Here is a 21,792-nt window from a genome sequence, read left to right on the forward strand (position 1 = left end):
GACTCCATATAGGGTTAATTTTTTAATGTGTTTTTTAAGGCAATAAGCAATGATCGCTGCATCAGAATTAGAATTAGAATATAACTTCCTAGAGCAACACCTAACATAGTGATAATTTGAATAATATTGCTGCTGAAGTTCATACCAACGCTGTATCCTAAAAAGGCCGAAAAAGCGGTAATAAGCGCAATCGGAAGCAAGGCTATCAGCTGCTTATAAGCCGTTAAGCTCGAAAGCTTACCTGTGTAGTAAGTATTGATAAACAATGCCAAGTAAGAGCTGACAACCATACCTATACACATTGCTTTAATACCCATAGGTACCGTCACAACAAGTATTAAGGTAATCGTTATCTTCTTAATTATTTCTAATTTTAAGAAGAGGTCAGAACGTCCCTTCACTTGTAACATGTTTAAATTAATAGCATGAATTGGATAAAGCACTAACGCCATTGTAATGATACTGACGAGCTCTGCAGTACCCTGCCATTCTTGCCCTAATAAGATTTCAATCAACGGCTTGGCAATAATGCATAAACCAAACATAACAGGGAATATGACTACTGCAGCAAATTGCAAAGTTAATAAGTAGGATGCATCAAGTTTCTTCGTATCGTGTTGTATCGCACTTAACATAGGAAAAGTAACTTTTTGAATTACCCCTGTCAAAGTAACCGCAGGTAAGCTAGACAATCTATTCGCTTGATTGAATAAACCAAGCTGAACGGCTGTAAACTGCTTACCGATAATTAGGCTATAAATATTATTGTAAATAGTATCTAACAGGCCAGATAAAAGTAGCTTTGAACCAAAACCAAATAGGTTTTTAAAGGATTCTTTAGAAAACTTGCGCTTAGGCCTCCATGGCACCAAAATATTTAGCATCAATACATTGATGATTGCTAATGCTAGTTGTTGAGCCACTAATGCCCATACACCATGATCAAAATAAGCCAAAGCCAATGCTAATAGACTGCTACAAGTAAGTGCAATGAAATTGCACTTAGCTTGCGTTTTAAAGTTTAAGCTTACACTGAGTTTGACAATGGGAATTGCCGAAAAAGTATTAATCACGACAACAAGTGCAATAACTCTGGTTAGTGTAGTTAGCTCTGGCTGCTGATAGAATTGGGCAATATAAGGGGCGCAGAAAAATAGTAATAGGTAACAGCCTATGGATACACCAAGACTGAAATAGAAAGTAGTCGCAAAATCAGACTCATCTCTGTCTGTCTTTCGTATCAATGCAGCGTTGAACCCGCTATTAATAAACACATTAGCAACCGCAATAAATATCGCTAGCATGGCAATTAAACCAAATACTGCTGGACCTAAGATATTAGCCAGAACTAAGCTTGTAGCTAAAGCTATTGCTTGTGTGCCTAAACTATCTAATGCACTCCAAATAAAACCACTTTTAATTTTTTTCTTGTCGTGCATGAACTTAATTACTGACTAATTGTACAAGGTACTTACCATACTCATTTTTTTTCATTGGCTCCGCCAGCGCAAGTATTTGTTCTGCCGTTAACCAGTTATTACGCCATGCAATTTCTTCTAAACAGGCAATTTTAAGCCCTTGGACATGTTGAATTGTCTGTACAAAATTAGAGGCTTCATGAAGACTTTCATGTGTTCCCGTATCGAGCCAAGCAAAGCCTCGACCCAATAGCTCGACATGCAGTGTACCTTCTTCTAAATACATCTGGTTAATACTGGTTATTTCTAATTCTCCTCGTAATGAAGGCTTTACTTTTTTAGCTTTCTCAACGACTGAATTATCGTAAAAATATAACCCTGTAACAGCGAAATTAGATTTTGGTTTAGCTGGTTTTTCTTCAATAGAAATAGCTTTTAAGTTCTCATCAAACTCAACGACTCCAAAACGTTCCGGATCCTTAACATGATAACCAAATACAGTTGCACCACTTTCACGATGACTTGCACTCGCTAATGTTTTAGGGAAACCTTGACCATAAAAGATATTATCACCTAAAACCAAACACACAGAACTGTTACCAATGAACTCTTCACCGATAATGAATGCTTGGGCAAGCCCTTCAGGGTTAGGCTGTACTGCATACTCTAGTTGAATACCAAAATCTGAGCCATCACCTAAAATTCGCTGAAAACTCTGAAGGTCTTCTGGCGTGGTTATAATTAAAATATCTTTAATTCCAGCCAACATTAAAGTAGATAATGGGTAATAAACCATAGGTTTATCATATAAAGGCAGTAATTGTTTGGAAACACCACGAGTTAAAGGATATAGGCGTGTGCCAGACCCCCCAGCTAGAATAATCCCTTTCATATTATTGCTCCGTTTTGTTGAGGTTTATTTCACCAAGGCGTTCTCGTTGGTAGGAACCATCTTGCACATTTTGACACCAGTCGAGGTTATTTAAGTACCACAGTACCGTTTTTCTAAGGCCAGTTTCGAATGTTTCAAGTGGCTTCCAATTAAGCTCTTTGCTCATTTTTGTTGAGTCTATAGCGTAACGTCTATCGTGACCTGGGCGATCATTTACATGCTTTATAAGTGAAGAATATGTAGTTAATAATTCACCCTCTTTCGATTTCAGCTCTTTAAGTTTAATTGGGGCTAACTCATCTAAAAGATCGCAAATCATTTTTACGACTTCTATATTCTGCATTTCATTATGCCCACCAATATTGTAAGTTTCTCCGACTTTTCCTTCTGTCACTACTTTATATAAGGCACGGGCATGATCTTCTACATATAACCAATCACGGATCTGATCACCTTTGCCATAAATCGGCAGCTCTTTCCCTTCTAAAGCATTTAATATCACTAATGGAATAAGCTTTTCAGGAAAATGATAAGGGCCGTAATTATTTGAACAATTGGTGACGATTGTTGGAAAATTATAGGTACGAGCCCAAGCTCTTACTAAATGATCACTCGATGCTTTACTTGCAGAGTATGGGCTACTTGGTGCATAAGCTGTTTGCTCTGTAAATAATGGCAAACTCTGAGGTTGCAGCTCATTTTCTTCCAGAGCAAGGTCTGCTGGGTGTGGCAGATCACCATACACTTCATCTGTCGAAATATGATGAAATCTAAATTTTTCTTTAGCATTACCTTCTAATGTATTCCAGTACTGGCGAGCAGCTTCAAGTAAATTATAGGTGCCGATTATATTTGTTTGAATAAACTCTGCAGGGCCTGTAATTGAACGATCAACATGGCTTTCCGCAGCCAAGTGCATCACAGCATCTGGTTGATATTGCCTAAAAATGCGATCAAGTTCTTCACGGTCACAGATATCTACCTGCTCAAAAGTATAACGCTCACTCGAATCAACCGATTTCAATGACTCTAAATTACCTGCATAAGTCAGTTTATCAACATTAATAGCGGAGTCTTTTGTGTTTTCAATGATATGGCGTATAACCGCAGAGCCTATAAAACCAGCTGCACCTGTTACTAAATATCTCATTTTAATCCTTTTAGGGGCTCTAGAGCTTACCCTGCTCTAAAGCTTTTACTAATAGCTACTTGATAAAGGCTCTATTGCCTATACCATTTCACTTATCTGCTGTATTTGCGAATATTACCATATTCGATGGCGTTTTAAATTCATCTAAATTTTTAATTAGGTAAAATGGCTGGGTATTCCTTAACGTGTTATCCAGCAAAGCATCATATCCACAAGTACTCATCTCAATGCGTTCCCCTGATTTCCATCCCTTCCATTCATTTAGTAAGCACCTTGCTTTTTTAATAAGCTTGGATAATGTTTGAGGAACAAAGACTTGATTTGATAAATAGCTATTTGGCTAAGTTGACTAAGCCGTAGACAATCTTGAGATTATTGGCCTTGGATCATAAAAATGAACGGATACAACGGAAAAATCGACAAAAACGGGGAAAGCTCTCTTATTCTGTGAAGCAGTTTTACATCAATTTACGTACCGTTTAGCTTTGACAAAAAAATGCCACCTTTCGGTGGCATTACACACGGGATTATTTCTATTTACTAGAAATGCTTTTCACAGCTCAAGGTTAGTATTTGTATAACTTAACCTTAAGCTTATTATTACTTCCAACTTTTCATTTTATGCCCTTTTAAAGCATAGAAAAGGATAAATAAATAACAAGGCAACATCACAATATAGGCTGCCTGTTGGGCGTCAGCACTTTTAACTCCGCCACTTGCCAAACCCCAAAATAACGGGCCAAATGCACCACCGGCTATACCCATCACAAGTAAGCCCGAGCCTACACTCGTTAGTTTGCCTAAACCTGATAATGCTAACGGCCACACTGCTGGCCAAACAATCGCATTAGCAAAGCCTAGCACAGCGATGAGTAATAAGGTATCAGGAAGTACCGATTTTAGGCCTAGTAATGTTGAAATAAAAACAGACTCATTGCTTACTGTAACAATTGCTATTGTAAGCGCACAACCCAAAATCGCAGAAATTGTCAATGCAACTTGCTGCGACAAGATGCGTGGAATTAATAAAATTCCTAAAAAGTAACCCAATACCATGCAACCCATGGTGTATGAAGTCATAACACTATACTTTTCAACACCTAATGAAAGTGCGAAGCTGCCAATTGTATCACCAGCAATTACTTCAACAGCTACATAAACAAATAATGCAACAATCCCTAACGCAAGACTTGGGTGGCTCAGCGCTTCCTTTACTTGCCCAGGTTTTTGCTCATCAGCATCGTCGATTAGCTCTGGTAATGGCATTTTAGTTACGGCAAAACCGAGTACACCAATAAAAATCGCCATTCCTAAATAAGGGAGTATTAAACCATTTGCCATGGCATCGATATCAGCTTGGCTTAATTCTTTATCAACAAACCCTGTAAAATCACTTAAAATCAGCGCGGTAAAGACAATCGGTGCAATAACCCCAGCTCCTTTGTTGAGTATCCCCATGACACTCACGCGTGCTGCTGCTGACTCTTCAGGTCCAATTCTCACTACGTATGGATTAACGGCTGTTTGTAGCAAAGTTTGACCCGCGCCCATAACAAGTTGAGCAAATAAGAACAGTGCAAACACTTGTGTTTTAGCCGCAGGAATAAACAATAACCCTGCTACCATCATGGTTGCCATTCCCAGCGCCATGCCATTTTTATAGCCCACTTTTCGAATGATCATCGCCGATGGGATCGCTGTAAATGTTACTGCAATATAAAATGAGAAAATTATCAGTGATGCCTGAAACGGTGAAAGCTGTAAAATTTGTTGTAAAAACGGCATTAACGAGCCATTTAACCAAGTGGCAAAGCCTAAAATAAAAAACAGTGTCGCCACTATTGCCATTGGCACTAAGCTACTTTGTTTATTCGTTTCTGACATAGTGTTTCCCAATCACAGCAGGCATTGGCCCTGCAATGCTGCTCATTTAGATTAATTATATAAAATTGATATTAAATATTTATAACACTATCGCAACAAAAATGACAGCGCTGACATATTTCTTTTAGCTATGAGCTTAACTCACCCACAGGTACACATTGTGTAACCGTTAAAAACACACCACGTAAGCGTGAAATTTATTTCGCGCGCAGATGCCACATTGCACAACCGTTAAAAACACACCACATAGGCGTGAAATTTATTTCGCGCGAAATACCTTAAACATTACTCTCCAACAAAAGTAACGCGACTGGTTTGCTGCTCATTTAAGCGAGTGCGCAAAGCTACTTTTGCCTTGCTATCAACCTTTACTGGCTCAGCATAAGACTGCCAGCTTTGGCCGTTATCAAGGCTGTACTCAATGCTCAAATAAGCAAATGCGCTGTTGGCATAGAGCTTACCATTTTCAATCACTCCACCTGGCACAGGCAAATGTAAATTAATGCCACCTTGAGCTAGTTTTTCAAGCTCTTTTAAGCCAACGGCACTTGAAAACTCAGCCCAATCTTTTGCTTGTTTCTGACTATCAACGCTTTGCCCTTCCCAATCAGCTTTGTGCCATGCACGCTCTGCAACCGATAAAATACGCGGGAAGATCATCGCTAGCACTTGATCTTCGGTACGGATTGTTTCTGACCAAACTTGACCTTGCATGCCTAAAATATTCTCAGGTTTTTCAAGCTTAGGTAATGGGCGACCAACTAACGCCTCTAGATTAACAATTGGCTCGCGAGTGCGTGTGTAATCGGCATTGGCATACACATCATCTGGCATATAGTTAAACGCTTTTTTGGTGTCGGTGTAACGGGTTGCCCAGTAATAACCACGTTCTTCAGGGCTTGCCTCGTACGGGTGATCAAAATACAAATGCGTACCATGCGATAACACCACTTGGTAACCGGCATTGGCTAAGCGATACGCCCTATCTGCAACACCCCACTCCCAGATGTTATCCCATGTATTAACTGTAAAGGTTTTATTTGGAAACTCATCACGCTTAAACGAGTTTTCACGATCATACATGATGCCATCTTCCCATATACCCGGAGAGATACCACGTTTCTCAAGTAAGGTCGCCACACGCTGAGTAAAGTAAGGTTTTAAATCTGCAGGGCCAGCAACACCATTATTAGGATCAGCAAACAGCGCCTGACAAATCGGCGAGCCAATCCACGAACCAGCCCCCACTTCATCACCACCTATGTGTAGATTTTTTAGCTGCACACCTGCTTCGCGGTACATCTGCTGTAGTTCATAGGTCACTTTATCTAAGAATGCGTAGGTTGAGTCCATACATACATTCATCGAGTTATCTTTGTAGTTTTGAACTGTCATGTACACAGAGGTGTCTTTAGGATCGGTCAATAAATATTGTGTTGCAGGGCCAATATCTACTTTTTGAATTTCCTTATTAGCTGACTGTGACTTGATGTTATTTTTAGCTGTTTTTTCTGCTTCTTCAAGCAGGTTATGGTATCGCGCTTCCATTGCTTTAATTGAGGCACGCGCATGACCTGGCCCTTCAACTTCTGGGATAATTTGAATATGACGATCTTTGGCAAATTTTAATAGCTCAACAAATTCATCACGTTTTAAGTAACCATTACCTGAGCCTGATTTAAATGGCCCCGTACCAAGTTGCGTTAATAAACACTCGCGCTCTTCTAAATCAAAACAGCGATAACCGCCAACGTCTGTGAGTTCAGGTAAACCTGGGATTTCAAGACGCCAACCTTCATCTTCAGAAAAGTGCCAATGTAGCTTATTCATTTTATAGCGAGCCATTTGCTCAACAAGTTTGAACATGGCTTCTTTGCCATGATAGTTACGACCGTTATCGTAATGCATGCCACGCCAGCCATAACGCGGAGCATCTTCTAATTCAAGCTGTGGTAAATTTGCAGAGTCTTTGCTGCCTGCTGGAATTAGGTTTAATACACTTTGCATCGCATAAAATACACCGGCATTATCACTGCCCACGATATTAATGACATCATCGTCAATTTCCAGTGTATAACTTTCTGCTTTACCTGTGTTTAAAGCAGGGTCAACGTTTAGGCGAATGATTTTTTCTTTGCCAAGGTTTATATGGTCAGGTTGAGCTTTTAAACTAATTCCATAGTCATCTTGCAGGTCTTGCATGAAGACCATGACTTCATGTTTAAGCTGGCCTTGGTAACTAATTTGCCAATCACTGTTAAGTGTTGTTGTGCCACGGTTAAAATCAACTTTTTGCGGTTTTGGAATAATTCGTTTTAAAGCATCGTCTTTATTTACTTCGACTTTATCTTTTTGGTTTCTTTCAAAACGCACTTTTGCCGTTGCCAAAACGGATAAATCTTTTGGTTCGTTGTAACGGTATAGTTGGTTATCACGAGTGAATGGCGTAACAAACTCTTTAAAGTCCTCAGTGTCTGTATTGGCAAAGATGGCTGGCTTACTCTTACCTGCTACAAAAAATGCACGCGGCATAAAATCACTGTATGCAACAATCCATACTTGCGCATCGAAAGGAATATCTAAACTTTCGCCTGCTGCTAACCCTTTAAATGAGCTGGTTGGTACAAGACGATGTAAGTCACCATTTACATGTTCAACATTGAGGCCTGCGACATGCTCTGTTGAAATTTTACGAACCGAATGGATATAAAGTTGCCAATCACTTTCGCCTGCAGGTAACGCAACATCAGAGCGGTTGTTAAGGGTGATTTTTCCTAAAAAGCCCGCGTCTCTGTTACGAAAGTTATCTTCAACTGAAAACAGTAACTCGGTATCTTTAGCAAACTGATTTACCTGCGACTGTGTGAGTGCCGCGTTTGCCATTATAGGTGCTGCCATTATCATTGCAGCGAGTGCAGACTTTTTAAAACCCATTACTTTCTCCTCGTTTATGCCCTGAGTTTACGGTATTTTTTCCGTATTACTTGTCATTTTTGTTTATTATTCATACCTATCATATAAAAACTAAAATGACAGCGCTATCATTTTATCGGAAATAAACGGGAAGATGTCGGCGTGAAACTGGTTTGGCGCAGAAATTTAAACGCGCCATGCAAGCAAGACGCCTACGGGGGTAGGCGTGAAATTTATTTCGCGCGAGATTAGACCTTAATGCAAAGATACTTCTCTTCAAGGTACTCATTTAATCCTTGATGACCACCTTCACGGCCAAGACCAGATTGCTTTACACCACCAAATGGCGCTACTGGGTTTGAAATGAGGCCTTCATTAATACCAATCATGCCGTATTCAAGTGCTTCGCTTACGCGATAAACTTGCTCGATGTTTTCACTGTAAAAATACGCAGCTAAACCATAAGGTACATCGTTAGCAAGCTGCAAGACTTCTTGTTCATCATCAAAAGCAATTATGCTTACTACAGGACCAAACACTTCATCATGGTAGATATCCATCTGTGGTGTCACATCAGTTAAAATTAATGGCGCTTGAAAGCTACCTTCAAGCTCGCTGTTATCACCAATTAATGACGCCCCTTTATCTACTGCATCTTGCACAAGTGTTTGCACTTTTTGTTTTGCTTTAGGATAAATTAATGGGCCAATATCCACCCCGTCATCTAGGCCATTGCCTACCTTTAACTCAGCCACTTTGTCTGTGAGTTTTTCAAGCACCGTCTCTAGCACTGAACGCTGAACAAAAATTCGGTTTGCTGCCACACAGGTTTGCCCTGCGTTTCTGAATTTAGCCCCCATAAGGCCAGCAACAGCTTCATCTAAATCGGCATTTTCAAAAATAATAAACGGTGCATTACCACCAAGTTCCATCGATGTTTGCTTTATTGTTGATGCGCACTGTGAAAGTAACTGCTTACCTACAGCGGTTGAACCTGTAAATGTGAACTTACGTACACGCTCAGATTCAGTCATGATTTCGCCAACCATTTTTGCATTCTCTGAGACCACTACATTTAACGCCCCTTTTACAAACCCTGCTTTATCTGCAAGGTAAGCCAAAGCAATTGCACATAAAGGGGTATGCTCAGAAGGCTTAATAACAAAACTACAACCCGCTGCATATGCAGGGGCAACCTTACGGGTGATCATGGCGATTGGGAAGTTCCACGGTGTAATACCAGCAACAACACCGATTGGCTGCTTTATGGTTGATAGACGATGTTGGCTGTCTGTAGCAGGAATCGTGTCGCCGTAACTACGCTTGGCTTCTTCGCTAAACCATTTAATAAAGCCCGCACCGTACTCCACTTCACCCAATGCTTCTTTTAAAGGTTTGCCTTGCTCTTTGGTCATCAGCTCAGCAAGTTGCTGTTTGTGCTCAATAACCAACTCATACCAGCGACGCAACGTTTCACTACGCTCAGTTGCCGTTGTTTGTTTTAGCTTGCTAAATGCCTCGTCAGCACTTTTAATGGCCAGCTCAACGCCAGCTTCATCAATATCAGACACATCAGTAATTGCTTGTCCGGTTGCTGGGTTATCTACACTAAAGCGCTGGCTCGTAGAATAAAAGTCACCATCGATAAACGAATCAGAAAAAACTAAATCAGACATAAAACCTCCTAGTAAAGCGGACCGCAAAAAACAAAAAACCGCTGTAGAGACCAAGCAACTACAGCGGTTTTTAGGTATTCAAAGCCGTTAAGAATTAATGCTCTTCATTAACGATATTGAGATTATACTTTGGAATTTCAACTACCAGATCTTCATCTTTAATAATTGCTTGGCAACCAAGACGAGACTCAGGCTCAAGACCCCATGCTTTATCCAACATGTCGTCTTCTAGCTCATCACTTTCATCTAAAGAGTCAAAGCCTTCACGGATAATTAAGTGGCATGTTGTACACGCGCATGACTTTTCACAGGCATGCGGAATACTAATACCATTTTTAAGCGCAACATCTAATACGGTTTCGCCTGTAGGAGCTTCAATAGCAGCGCCTTCTGGGCATAACTCTTCGTGTGGAAGAAAAATAATTTGTGGCATACCTTACCTCGTTAAACTTCGTCTACTGACTGCCCTTGCAGCGCTTTTTTGATTGATGCATCCATTCTACGCGCAGCGAACTCGCTACTTGCATTGTCGACAGCTTCAATTGCTGCTTTAATTTCTGCCGGTGTTGTTGCGCTTTCGCGTACCGCAACAAGTTTAGCAATTTCTGCTTTTAACGCAGCTAATTCTTGTTCATCAAGTAATGCACTGTCAGTTGCGAGTGATGCTTCTAGTGCTTCAACAACGCGTAACGCTTCAACTTGTTGCTCTTTAAGCATACGCGCTTGCATGTCGTCTTTGGCATTACTCATTGAATCTTTTAGCATGTTCGCAACTTGGTCATCCGATAAACCAAATGATGGTTTTACTTGGATTTCAGCTTGCACACCGGTTGATTTTTCCATTGCCGATACGCTTAACAAGCCATCTGCATCAACTTTAAAGGTTACGCGAATATGCGCAGCACCTGCGGCCATGGCCGGAATACCTTTTAAGCTGAATTTTGCCAGCGAGCGGCAGTCATCAACTAGCTCACGCTCACCTTGTAGTACATGCAGTGACATCGCCGTTTGACCATCTTTAAAGGTGGTAAACTCTTGTGCACGTGCAACAGGAATAGTGGTATTACGTGGAATGATTTTCTCAACCAAGCCACCCATGGTCTCAAGACCCAATGACAGTGGTAATACGTCTAATAGCAGCATGTCTGAATCTGGTTTATTGCCAACCAGTACATCTGCTTGTAATGCTGCGCCGAGTGCAACGACGCGATCAGGGTCAATTGAAGTCAGTGGCTCTTTATCAAAAAATGCCGCAACTTGAGAGCGTACAATTGGCATACGTGTCGAGCCGCCAACCATTACCACTTGCAGTACTTCTTCGTTTTCGATACCCGCATCTTTTACCGCACGGCGACAAGAACGCAGTGTTTTCTTCACAAGACCAAGTGCTAGTTCATCAAAGGTTTCGCGGGTTACTTCAACTTTGTGGCTTTGACCATCAAATTCTAAGCCTACATTGACAGTTTGGTATTGGCTTAGCGCTTCTTTACAGGCTTTTGCTTTATTAATAAATAAACGCAGTACCGATGCAGAAAGCTCGCTCACACCGGTTTGTTTTTTGAAGTAATCCACTAACAGTGAGTCAAAATCATCACCACCTAGGCTTGAGTCACCGCCTGTAGCAAGGACTTCGAACACACCTTGGTGCAGACGTAAAATAGAAATATCAAACGTACCGCCACCTAAATCGTATACGGCGATAATGCCTTCTTGGCCTGAATCAAGGCCATAAGCAACTGCCGCCGCTGTTGGCTCGTTTAGTAAACGTAATACGTTGATGCCAGCAAGCTCAGCGGCATCCTTGGTGCTTTGTCGCTGTGCATCATCAAAATACGCTGGTACAGTAATAACCGCACCTAAAATATCTTGCCCTGCAAAGCTATCTTCTGCACGCAGTTTCAAGGCTTTTAAAATTTCACTCGATGCAGTTACTGGGCTAATTGCGCCCGCAACGGTGCTGATTGCTAACGAGCCATCATGCTCACAAAATTGATACGGCAGTTGACCATAACTTTTTTCGATTTCAGCCTGCGTTTTACCTAAGAAACGCTTCACTGAGATCAAAGTATTAGCAGGGTCTTGAGTGGCAGCTGCCGCCGCTCGTTCACCCACCACGATGCTATCTGCTTGGTATTGCACAACCGATGGAAGCATCGCATTGCCTGCTAAATCAGTCAGTGTGCGGGCTTCGCCGCTTTGCACTGTTGCAACTAACGAGTTAGTCGTACCAAGGTCAATACCGACTGCTAATTTGTGCTCATGTGGTGCCGCGCTCTGCCCCGGCTCAGCAATTTGCAATAATGCCATAATGCTCTTTTTAAACTCTTAAATAGCTGCTTTATACAACTAATAATTAATCATCAAATAAACTGTCTTCAATGCGCTCAAGTTCATCTCGCAATTTATAAACGAACTTTAATTTACGAATATTATCCGCAGCTGCTTGCCATTGTTGTTCATCATTACTGGCTAATTGCTCAGCAAGTTCGCGACTATATTGCTTGTCTAACTGTTTAATTTGCGTTTCAAACTGCGCGATGGCTGCATCAGGATCTGCGGCATTTTCAAGCTCTTCGAGTTCTTCGCGAAGTTCCATTTGCTGCATTAAGAAATGTGGGTCTTGTAAGGTTTGCTGTTCAGCACGAATATCCACACCTAGCTCACTCAACATGTACTCTGCGCGCTTCACGGGGTGTTTTAAGGTTTGTAACGCATCATTGATTTCAGCCGCATTTTGCACAGCAAGTAACTTATCGCGGCTGCTTGAACTGGCATGGCGATCAGGGTGAACTGCGCGTTGCAGCTCAAGGTAGTGTTTATTTATCGTCGCTAAATCAATATTGTAATCAACTGGAATTGCAAATAATTCAAAGTAACGCATTACATTATCCAACTAGGTAAACAGGAAATAACAAAGCCCTACATAGGCAGGGCTTCAAGCGAGGAAAATTTTTTGAGCTTAAACCGTGAAGCTTTCGCCACATCCACACTCATCAGCTTGATTCGGATTATTAAACTTAAACCCTTCATTCAAACCTTCTTTGGTGTAATCAAGCTCAGTGCCATCAATGTACACTAAGCTTTTCGCATCAACGATTACTTTTACACCACGGCTTTCAAAAATTTCGTCGCCTTCTGCTAAGTCGTCAACAAACTCAAGAACATAAGCAAGACCTGAACAGCCCGTCGTTTTAATGCCAACGCGTAGGCCAATGCCTTTGCCGCGATTTGCTAAAAATGATTCTACGCGGTTTGCTGCCGCATCTGTCAATGTCACTGCCATGAAATTATCTCTTACTTCGCTTGTTTGCTTTTGTAGTCAGCAATTGCTGCTTGAATTGCGTCTTCCGCTAAAATAGAACAGTGAATTTTCACTGGCGGTAACTCAAGCTCAGCACTGATATCAGTGTTTTTGATTGTTGCCGCTTCGTCTAAGGTTTTGCCTTTTACCCACTCAGTTACAAGTGAAGAAGAAGCGATTGCACTACCACAACCATATGTTTTAAATTTTGCATCTTCAATAACACCTTCTGGTGATACCTTGATTTGCAATTTCATTACGTCACCACACGCTGGTGCACCCACCATGCCTGTTGCGACTGATGGATCGTTTTTGTCTAATACACCCACGTTACGTGGATTTTCAACATGATCGATTACTTTATCACTATAAGCCATAATACTATCCTCACTACCTGCTAGCGGCGGTTCATCACTAATTAGTGATGCGCCCACTCAACTGAATCTAAATCAATACCTTCTTGATGCATTTCCCATAGAGGAGACATCTCACGTAAACGGCCGATCGAGTTTTTGATTAGTTCAACGGTGTAATCAATCTCTTCTTCAGTCGTAAAGCGGCCAATGCTGAAACGAATTGAGCTGTGTGCTAACTCGTCATTACGGCCTAATGCACGTAGTACATAAGAAGGCTCTAAGCTTGCTGAGGTACAGGCTGAACCTGATGAAACAGCAATGTCTTTAACAGCCATTAATAACGACTCACCCTCAACAAAGTTGAAGCTGATGTTTACAATACCTGGCACTGACTGGCTTGGTTCACCATTAAAGTAAACTTCGTCCATATCAGCCATGATGCCATCAATCAAACGCTTACGTAGTGCGCTGATGTGTGCATGATCTTTTTCGAAATCTTCTTTCGCGATTCTAAATGCCGCACCCATACCTACTAACTGGTGAGTAGCCAGTGTGCCTGAACGCATACCACGCTCATGACCACCACCGTGCATTTGTGCTTCTAAACGAGCACGTGGCTTACGGCGAACGTAAAGTGCGCCAACACCTTTCGGGCCATATACTTTGTGGCCAGAGAACGACATAAAATCTACTTTTAACTGTTGCACGTCGATAAGTACTTTACCTGCGCTTTGTGCAGCATCTACGTGGAACATAATTTTGCGCTCACGGCACATTTCGCCGATTGTCGCGATATCTTGGATAACACCTAGCTCGTTATTTACGTGCATGACACTTACAAGCACTGTGTCATCACGCATTGTTTCTTCCAGCTTTTTAAGGTCTAGAAGGCCGTTTTCTTCAACGTCCATATAGGTTACTTCAAACCCTTGACGCTCAAGTTCACGACATGTATCGATAACAGCTTTATGTTCTGTTTTAACCGTAATAACGTGCTTACCTTTCTTTTTGTAGAATTGCGCCGCACCTTTAATAGCTAGGTTATTTGATTCTGTTGCGCCAGAGGTAAACACGATTTCGCGTGGATCAGCATTAATTAGATCAGCAATATCTGTACGCGCTTGATCAACCGCTTCTTCAGCTTGCCAACCAAAACGGTGTGAGCGTGATGCAGGGTTACCAAAATTACCGTCCATAGTCAGGCATTGCATCATTTCTTTTGCCACACGTTCATCAACAGGCGTGGTTGCTGCGTAATCTAAATAAATCGGTAACTTCATTTCTCTCTCCGCTTTCGTCAAGCTACAGTTGACAGCTTACTTGAATGTTTTCCAGTTGCTTAATTGCATTATTGATGCTGTTATCTTGGCGAGATGCGACTTCTTTTACGTCTGATTTCTCAACCAATTCAGCAAGGGTAATACTATTTAAAAAATCTTCGATACGTGCGCTCAAATCAGACCACAGAGTATGAGTCAAGCAGCGCATGCCGCTTTGGCAGCCACCCGTTGCACCATGGCAGCGAGTTGCATCAACAGATTCATCAACAGCATTAATAACATCACCAACAGAAATTTTATCTGCGTCACGCCCTAATAAATATCCGCCACCGGGGCCACGCACTGAACTCACTAAGCCATTTTTTCTAAGTCTGGCAAATAGCTGTTCTAAATATGATAAGGAAATCTCTTGTCGTTCTGATATATCGGCCAGGGGCACTGCACCCACATTTGTATGGAGTGCAACATCCAACATGGCGGTTACTGCGTATCTGCCTTTTGATGTTAACTTCATGGAGCCCCCGATATTACTGCACGCTAAGGTGTGCAAATTTTAATTACCAGACCAAAATAGTCAAGTATTATCATCTGATAAAAATAGATGTTCATCATTGATAAAACCGAATACCCGACAAAATTAGTCAAGTACTAGGTATCATTGTAATTACCTGAGTAATTTAGTCAAGTATTATACTTATAACCAGTGATTATTTTATAGACTTATTAATTGAGGTAAGAATACCGCGCAAAATATTCATCTCGGCTTCTTCAGGACGTGCGCGATTAAATAAACGACGTAATTTGGTCATCACTAAACCTGGGTGTTGTTTAATGATAAAGCCGGTGTCATTTAATGTTTGTTCTAGATGCTCGTAAAACAACTCAGTTTGTTTAGCACTTGGGTAAGTTGCTTCATCTTCTTCTTGTGCTTTTGGCTGTGTATTCAAGTAAGCCATGCGTGTTTCATAGCATAGCGTTTGTACAGCCATCGCTAGGTTGAGTGAGCTATATTCAGGGTTTGCAGGAATACATACATGGTAATTACATTGCTGTAACTCTTCATTAGTTAGACCACTATTCTCACGACCAAACACAAGTGCAACGGGGCCATTTTCAGCCTCTGCCACGAGCTTTTCACCGCATTCACGCGGCTCTACCATAGGCCATGATAACGTACGCGAACGCGCGCTAGTACCAATTGTTAGAGAGCAATCAGCAATGGCATCGGCAAGGGTATCAACAACCACCGCTTTGCCGAGCACATCGGTTGCACCCGCTGCAAGCGCACTGGCATGACTATCAATTTCACAAGCAGGATCAACAAGGTATAAATTTGATAAACCCATCGTTTTCATCGCTCGTGCTGCTGAGCCAATATTACCAGAATGAGATGTGTTAACTAATACGATACGAATATCATCAAGTGTCATTGCGTTGTTACTTACTGAATGTCAAAAATTGCGCGAATTCTAGCACGAAAGCAATTCTAGAGGCTATATAGATCGTGCAGTCAATCATAATTGATCGTAGATCATGTTTGCGATTTATCACGTTTATTGGTGATAAGTCGGGATGAATTAGAGCACGAAACTGCGCTAAAAGTTTTTCGCTGTTAAAATTTATAAGGTCGAAATTTAATTTAAAATCAGCTCAGTACAAAAAACAACCAAAACTATTTCTGCTTTGTTGTTTACTTTGCAGTAAAAACCGCTAGAATACGCCGGCTTAAATATATTCGTTCTTTTACAACCCAAAGGTAATGCTATGCATCCAATGTTAAACATTGCGGTTCGCGCTGCGCGTAACGCAGGCAAAATTTTACTTCGTGCAAGCGAAGATTTATCAAAAGTTGATGTACAACAAAAAGGCACTAACGACTTAGTGACTAACATCGATAAAGAAGCTGAAGCCGCAATTCGTGACACTATTTTAAAATCTTACCCAGATCACAGTATCGTAGGTGAAGAACTTGGTGAGCACAAAGGTAAAGATGCAGATTACCAATGGATTGTAGACCCACTTGATGGCACAACAAACTTCATCAAGGGTATTCCTCATTTCGCAGTATCAATTGCACTTAAAGTTAAAGGTCGTTTAGACCAAGCCGTGATCTATGACCCTATTCGTGGTGAATTATTCACTGCATCACGTGGTCAAGGCGCACAGCTTAACAGCAAGCGTTTACGCGTAACTAAAACTAACGAGTTAGCAGGTTCTATCCTTGCAACAGGCTTCCCATTCAAGCAAAAGCATCACTTAGACGCATACTCAGAAGCGTTTAAAGCACTTTTCGTACACACTGCTGATATTCGCCGCGCAGGCTCTGCTGCATTAGATATGGCTTATGTTGCTGCGGGTCGTGTTGATGGTTTTTTTGAAATTGGCCTTAAGCCATGGGACACAGCAGCGGGCGAGCTTTTAGTAAAAGAAGCTGGCGGTATGGTTGTTGATTTCGCAGGGGGTATTAACTACAACCAAAGCGGCAACATCATCTGCGGTGCACCTAAGTTAACACAAGCGATCATTCGTGAAATTCGTCCTGTATTAACTGAGTCACTACTTCGCTAACAGCGGTTGTAATCTAAAAAAGGAGCTAAGGCTCCTTTTTTTGTGGCCGAAAGTACTCATTTTCCAATGCAATTTCAAGCGTATTACCTTCTTTGAATGGCAAGCTCGCTAAACCTTCAGCAAAGTATCGATTAAACATTTCATCAAACTCTCCCGATGCTTGCATCGTTTGCAATCCTTTCAACAACGCTTTCGCTAGCGCTGGCTTACGATGACTGACAAAGAAATAAAATGCAGTTGGGTAACTAATATACACATCGGGAACAATCACTAGCCGCTCGTCATTTATCTGCTCAAGCTCAGACATAACTTCTATAAAAGAGCGAGGAAAATAGTCAACGCGCCCAGCAATAACTAAGCTAAACATGGCTTGATAATTAGCTAATGGCCTAACCGATAGACCATTTTGAGCTAAAATTTTTGTATCAGGCCAGTCATGCCCCTGTATAGCAGTGAACTGGGCGAGGTCACGCTTATTTTTAAGCTGGGTAAAACGAGGCAAAAATGACCGTTTTGTCAGTAATGCCCGCTTACCAATATACCCTTTGAATAAAGGGACTGGCACGGCAATGGCTAATTGCTCACGCTCTGGGCTGGTCATACTCCAGTAGATATCAGCTTGATTAGCATCAAGCCTTAGCAAGGTTCGTTGTTGATGGGGGTGAACCAACACTTTGTTTATCTTAACAGGGAATTGAGCAGCCTCTAAGGCTTTAAGTAACAGCTCATTAAGGTAATCATCACGTTTATACAGAGGACGTTGTTCAACTGCTAGATTAACAACGGTATCGGCATACACATTTGGGCTGCACATTAGTGTAATTAATACAAAGGCTACGGCTGTTAATTGCTTCATTATTATTTTTATCATTGTGTTTTTTTTAAGCTACACCTAGCCTTTAAGTGGTACAAGTAAAATTAGTCCAACTTAAAATTAATTCATAATCCGATACGCGCTGTGTCATCACTTGCACAGCTAAGCCTGACCACCGCGGGGGCAGGACGACTGCGTTTACAGACAAACAAATGACTAGTTTGATAACGTTTAGCTTCTTTTTTAGCATCAGTCGCCAATGCAGCAACTTGATGGCTATTGATACAAAGCTCTAAATCAGGCTTAACTAAACCTATCGATAACGTAAGCAATGGCACAAACTGCTTTTTACCTTCTCTATTGCTGGCCCAATAACCGCCTTGCTCAATATGCTCTGGGGTAAAAAAGGCACGCGATTTTTGCTCAAATAAAGCTATAATGTTGTGGCAAACGGTGTGTGCATCCTCTTTATCAAACACCACCATAAAGTCATCCCCCCCTATGTGGCCAACAAACCCTTTACTGAGACTAGATGCGTCAACAATAACCTCTGCTAATAATTTGATAACACTGTCACCGCTTGCATAACCGTATAAATCATTAAATTGTTTAAAATGGTTTAGATCGACATAGGCGAGTGAAAATGGGTATTTATTGCGAAGTCTCAACTCAATCGCTTCGTTAATAGCGACATTACCTGGCAGCATAGTCAATGGGTTTGCATGTTGAGCATGGCGTATTTTTTCTTCTGTAATATGCTTTAAAATATTACGCAATGGCGCTAAACCAAGATATTGCTGTTCACGGGTAATGACAATATGCCGGCGAATATCAAATTCAAACTCGGTAATTTGCTGACTTACCGTATCCAGTAACTCATTTTCGTCAACGACCAGAGGTTGCTTGTCCATCAAGGATGTCACCGGTTGTTTATCATAAAGTGCATGCCCATAAGGTGCGGCGAATACTTCTGTTAGTTGGTCTCGGTGTAGTAATCCAACGGGAATGTTGTGCTGAAGAACAGCAAGACTTGTAAGCGATTTATCCTGCTCAAAAAGGCTATGCGCATCTTTGCAGCGTGTGGTTGTTTCGATACTGGCATATTCCACAGCTAACCAGCCAATAGCCATCGATTGCTCAAAACTACTCGGATTATCAGGTGACTCTAAGTGCGCTAAGCACTGAATATTAATTTGATAGCTGGGCTGTAAGCTTGGTCTTTCCAGTAAAAAACCTTGTGCATGTTGAATCCCTAACCCCTCAAGCAAGCGTAACTCCTCTGCCCGCTCGATTCCCTCAGCAATAACTTGCGTGTTTGTTGCTTTGGCAAGCACAATAATTGATTTTAGAAACTCTTTTTTCACCACACTCTGGTCGCAGTGATCAATAAAGTAGCGATCTATTTTTACAAAGTCAGGACACAATTCAGACCATTGCTTTAAACCTGAATAGCCTGCCCCTAAATCATCAATAGCAATGGAAAAACCGAGTTCACGATAATGGCCAATAGTCTTTAATAATAAAAAGCCATCTTCCACTTTTTCTTGCTCAGTGACTTCTATAACAACACGATTCGCCGCCAAACCAAAATGTTCAACAAGATGTAATGTTTCTCCTTTAGGATGGCACGGGTCGAGTAGAGTCTTTGGGCTTACGTTTAAAAAGAGCTTACCTTGTAAGTTTAACTTAACGAAGTTTTCTATCGCCTTACTTCGACACAAGAGCTCTAACTCTGAAATTTTATTGCATGCAATTGCTTCGCGAAACAAGGCGCTGGGCATTTCTAATTCTGAGCCTTTTGGACCACGGCTAAGGGCTTCATAACCCAAGATATGCTGATTAGAAATATCAAAGATAGGCTGAAATAAGGTTTTTATTTCACTGTTATCTAAAATTCGCTGTAGTGGTTCGCTCACCTTTCACCTAGCGTCTGTTTTAAAAGTAGGCAATTAAAGTAGCAATTCTGTATGACAATTTTATGGCAACTTAACTTATCACCATGATGATTATTCAATTTAGTTGTTTAATACGCGCAATACTATCAATCATTTTTAACTTAGCTTGATGGTAGTCTTGTTCAGTTATTGCAGCCTGCTCTGCGATAGCAAAAACGGCTAAAGCGTTAAGCAGTAACTGTTGCGTATGGTAACAACGAGGCTCTGTAAAATCGGGTAACGCAGGGGCATGCTTCATCGGCGTCGACTGTACCGCCTTTGTCGCTTTCATCTTAGACACATAATCAGCCATTGCTAGCAAACTAGCTTCACATTCTGGTAGCTGTGTTTTCATTGCTAAAAATAGCGACTCAGATGAGTTTATCAAGCTATCGATAGCTTCTTTAACCGTTAATTGATCCAACTCAGCTTGTAGGCTAGTTAACACCCTCCACACTAAGCCTTCATAGGCTATTAGTGGTTGTTGTAAAGTTGCCTCTTGTGATTGTTGAGCTGCTGTTGATTGCTGCTCTTGTTGGTCTTTACAGGCACTCAATAAGTAGATAATACATAGACTCATTAAGAGATGTTTCATAAATTTCTCCCAATAAAAAACCGCCCAACAGGGCGGTTCTTGTCAAGCTAGGCTTGTTAAGGCATAGGATCGAGATCCGCACCTTCTTTTTCAATTACTTCTGGAATTAGGTCTTCTTTGCTGACACCCATTGCAATCGCTACTGCTGAAGCAACGTATACAGAAGAGTAAGTACCGATGAACACACCAAATAGTAATGCTGTCGCAAAACCGTGAATCGTTTGACCACCCCATACGAACAACGCAATCAATACTAAGATCGTGGTGATTGATGTAACTAAGGTACGGTTTAGGGTTTGCGTTAATGAAATATCGATAATTTCAATCGTGTCATCAACACGTACTTTACGGAAGTTTTCGCGGATACGGTCAGATACAACGATGGTGTCGTTGAGTGAGTAACCAATTACCGCCAAAATGGCCGCAAGAATCGTTAAGTCAAACTCAAGACCAAGCACTGAGAACAAGCCCAACGTGATAATAACGTCGTGTAAAAGCGCAGATACCGCACCTACCGCAAAGCGCCATTCAAATCGAAACGCAACGTAAATCAAGATACAAATAAGCGCAGTTAACATGGCAAGGCCACCCTGCTCTTTTAAGTCTTCACCTACGCTTGGACCAACAAACTCGATACGGCGCATTTCAACGCTTGAATCTGTTTGCTTTAACGCCGTAATGATTTGATTACCAATCACCTCTGCTTTTACGCCATCCCCTTGTGGTGCAAGACGTACTAAAATCTCTTTACTTGAGCCAAACAGCTGTACTGAGAAGTCTTCAAAGCCACTTTCAGTAATGGCTTCACGCACTTTTTTCAGATCGGCAGGCTGTGCAAAGCCCACTTCAACCGCTGTACCGCCAGTGAAGTCGAGACCGAAGTTCAAGCCTTTAGTAAAAAACGATACGAAAGAAGCCAAGATCAACAAAGTTGATACTGTCATGGCAAACTTACGTAACTTCATAAACGGTAGTGTTTTACCACCTAGTTTTAAAATTTGCATGCTGACT

The 21,792-nt window shown here is 41.4% G+C and carries 19 protein-coding genes; 1 reads left to right on the forward strand and 18 read right to left on the reverse strand.

Annotation, left to right across the window (positions count from 1 at the left end):
* Positions 1–14 precede the first annotated feature (14 nt).
* The 14 genes from L3V41_RS15500 to trmJ form a co-directional block, all read right to left on the reverse strand.
* On the reverse strand, positions 15–1,439 hold the full coding sequence (locus tag L3V41_RS15500; protein ID WP_237114742.1) for a lipopolysaccharide biosynthesis protein: 1,425 nt from the start codon (positions 1,437–1,439) through the stop codon (positions 15–17).
* Positions 1,440–1,443: 4 nt separating this feature from the next.
* Entirely contained in the window at positions 1,444–2,310 is an 867-nt protein-coding gene (rfbA, locus tag L3V41_RS15505) for a glucose-1-phosphate thymidylyltransferase RfbA (RefSeq protein ID WP_130151597.1), read from the reverse strand.
* A gap of 1 nt (position 2,311) precedes the next feature.
* A complete protein-coding gene (gene rfbB, locus L3V41_RS15510; protein ID WP_237114741.1) occupies positions 2,312–3,460 on the reverse strand; it encodes a dTDP-glucose 4,6-dehydratase in 1,149 nt (382 codons plus the stop codon).
* Between the two features lie 600 nt (positions 3,461–4,060).
* Positions 4,061–5,344, reverse strand: a complete 1,284-nt coding sequence (locus L3V41_RS15515; RefSeq protein ID WP_062567246.1) for a sugar MFS transporter — start codon at positions 5,342–5,344, stop codon at positions 4,061–4,063.
* A gap of 285 nt (positions 5,345–5,629) precedes the next feature.
* Positions 5,630–8,278 (reverse strand): family 20 glycosylhydrolase, encoded by a 2,649-nt coding sequence (locus L3V41_RS15520; protein WP_237128054.1) that lies wholly within the window; start codon positions 8,276–8,278, stop codon positions 5,630–5,632.
* 227 nt (positions 8,279–8,505) lie between these two features.
* Entirely contained in the window at positions 8,506–9,933 is a 1,428-nt protein-coding gene (locus L3V41_RS15525; RefSeq protein ID WP_237128055.1) for an NAD-dependent succinate-semialdehyde dehydrogenase, read from the reverse strand.
* Positions 9,934–10,027: 94 nt separating this feature from the next.
* Positions 10,028–10,366, reverse strand: a complete 339-nt coding sequence (gene fdx, locus L3V41_RS15530) for an ISC system 2Fe-2S type ferredoxin (protein ID WP_062567243.1) — start codon at positions 10,364–10,366, stop codon at positions 10,028–10,030.
* 11 nt (positions 10,367–10,377) lie between these two features.
* A complete protein-coding gene (gene hscA, locus L3V41_RS15535; RefSeq protein ID WP_237114737.1) occupies positions 10,378–12,240 on the reverse strand; it encodes a Fe-S protein assembly chaperone HscA in 1,863 nt (620 codons plus the stop codon).
* 46 nt (positions 12,241–12,286) lie between these two features.
* The gene (gene hscB / locus L3V41_RS15540) at positions 12,287–12,814 is read right to left on the reverse strand and encodes a co-chaperone HscB (RefSeq protein WP_062567241.1); all 528 of its coding nucleotides are present in this window, start codon (positions 12,812–12,814) and stop codon (positions 12,287–12,289) included.
* A 78-nt stretch (positions 12,815–12,892) separates the two neighbouring features.
* The gene (gene iscA / locus L3V41_RS15545; protein ID WP_062567240.1) at positions 12,893–13,216 is read right to left on the reverse strand and encodes an iron-sulfur cluster assembly protein IscA; all 324 of its coding nucleotides are present in this window, start codon (positions 13,214–13,216) and stop codon (positions 12,893–12,895) included.
* Positions 13,217–13,227: 11 nt separating this feature from the next.
* Complete coding sequence (gene iscU / locus L3V41_RS15550) at positions 13,228–13,611, reverse strand: Fe-S cluster assembly scaffold IscU (RefSeq protein WP_062567433.1); 384 nt, start codon at positions 13,609–13,611, stop codon at positions 13,228–13,230.
* 41 nt (positions 13,612–13,652) lie between these two features.
* Positions 13,653–14,870, reverse strand: coding sequence for an IscS subfamily cysteine desulfurase (locus L3V41_RS15555; protein ID WP_062567239.1), 1,218 nt, complete (start codon positions 14,868–14,870; stop codon positions 13,653–13,655).
* Positions 14,871–14,892: 22 nt separating this feature from the next.
* Positions 14,893–15,384, reverse strand: coding sequence for a Fe-S cluster assembly transcriptional regulator IscR (gene iscR, locus L3V41_RS15560; protein ID WP_062567238.1), 492 nt, complete (start codon positions 15,382–15,384; stop codon positions 14,893–14,895).
* A 193-nt stretch (positions 15,385–15,577) separates the two neighbouring features.
* On the reverse strand, positions 15,578–16,300 hold the full coding sequence (gene trmJ, locus L3V41_RS15565; RefSeq protein ID WP_062567237.1) for a tRNA (cytosine(32)/uridine(32)-2'-O)-methyltransferase TrmJ: 723 nt from the start codon (positions 16,298–16,300) through the stop codon (positions 15,578–15,580).
* 334 nt (positions 16,301–16,634) lie between these two features.
* Between trmJ and suhB the strand changes: the two genes are divergently transcribed.
* Positions 16,635–17,438, forward strand: a complete 804-nt coding sequence (suhB, locus tag L3V41_RS15570; protein ID WP_062567236.1) for an inositol-1-monophosphatase — start codon at positions 16,635–16,637, stop codon at positions 17,436–17,438.
* Positions 17,439–17,463: 25 nt separating this feature from the next.
* Here suhB and L3V41_RS15575 read toward each other — a convergent pair whose 3' ends face one another.
* The 4 genes from L3V41_RS15575 to secF all read right to left on the reverse strand — a co-directional run bounded on the left by L3V41_RS15575 (position 17,464) and on the right by secF (position 21,785).
* Positions 17,464–18,294, reverse strand: a complete 831-nt coding sequence (locus L3V41_RS15575) for a transporter substrate-binding domain-containing protein (protein WP_237128056.1) — start codon at positions 18,292–18,294, stop codon at positions 17,464–17,466.
* A gap of 83 nt (positions 18,295–18,377) precedes the next feature.
* A complete protein-coding gene (locus tag L3V41_RS15580) occupies positions 18,378–20,168 on the reverse strand; it encodes a bifunctional diguanylate cyclase/phosphodiesterase (RefSeq protein WP_237128057.1) in 1,791 nt (596 codons plus the stop codon).
* Positions 20,169–20,262: 94 nt separating this feature from the next.
* Positions 20,263–20,781, reverse strand: a complete 519-nt coding sequence (locus L3V41_RS15585) for a hypothetical protein (RefSeq protein WP_237128058.1) — start codon at positions 20,779–20,781, stop codon at positions 20,263–20,265.
* A 56-nt stretch (positions 20,782–20,837) separates the two neighbouring features.
* Positions 20,838–21,785 carry a protein translocase subunit SecF gene (secF, locus tag L3V41_RS15590; protein WP_062567232.1) on the reverse strand — a complete coding sequence of 316 codons (948 nt, stop codon included), beginning with the start codon at positions 21,783–21,785 and terminating at the stop codon, positions 20,838–20,840.
* Positions 21,786–21,792 lie beyond the last annotated feature (7 nt).

Source organism: Pseudoalteromonas sp. L21 (assembly GCF_021728035.1).
Taxonomy (GTDB): Bacteria; Pseudomonadota; Gammaproteobacteria; order Enterobacterales; family Alteromonadaceae; genus Pseudoalteromonas; species Pseudoalteromonas arabiensis.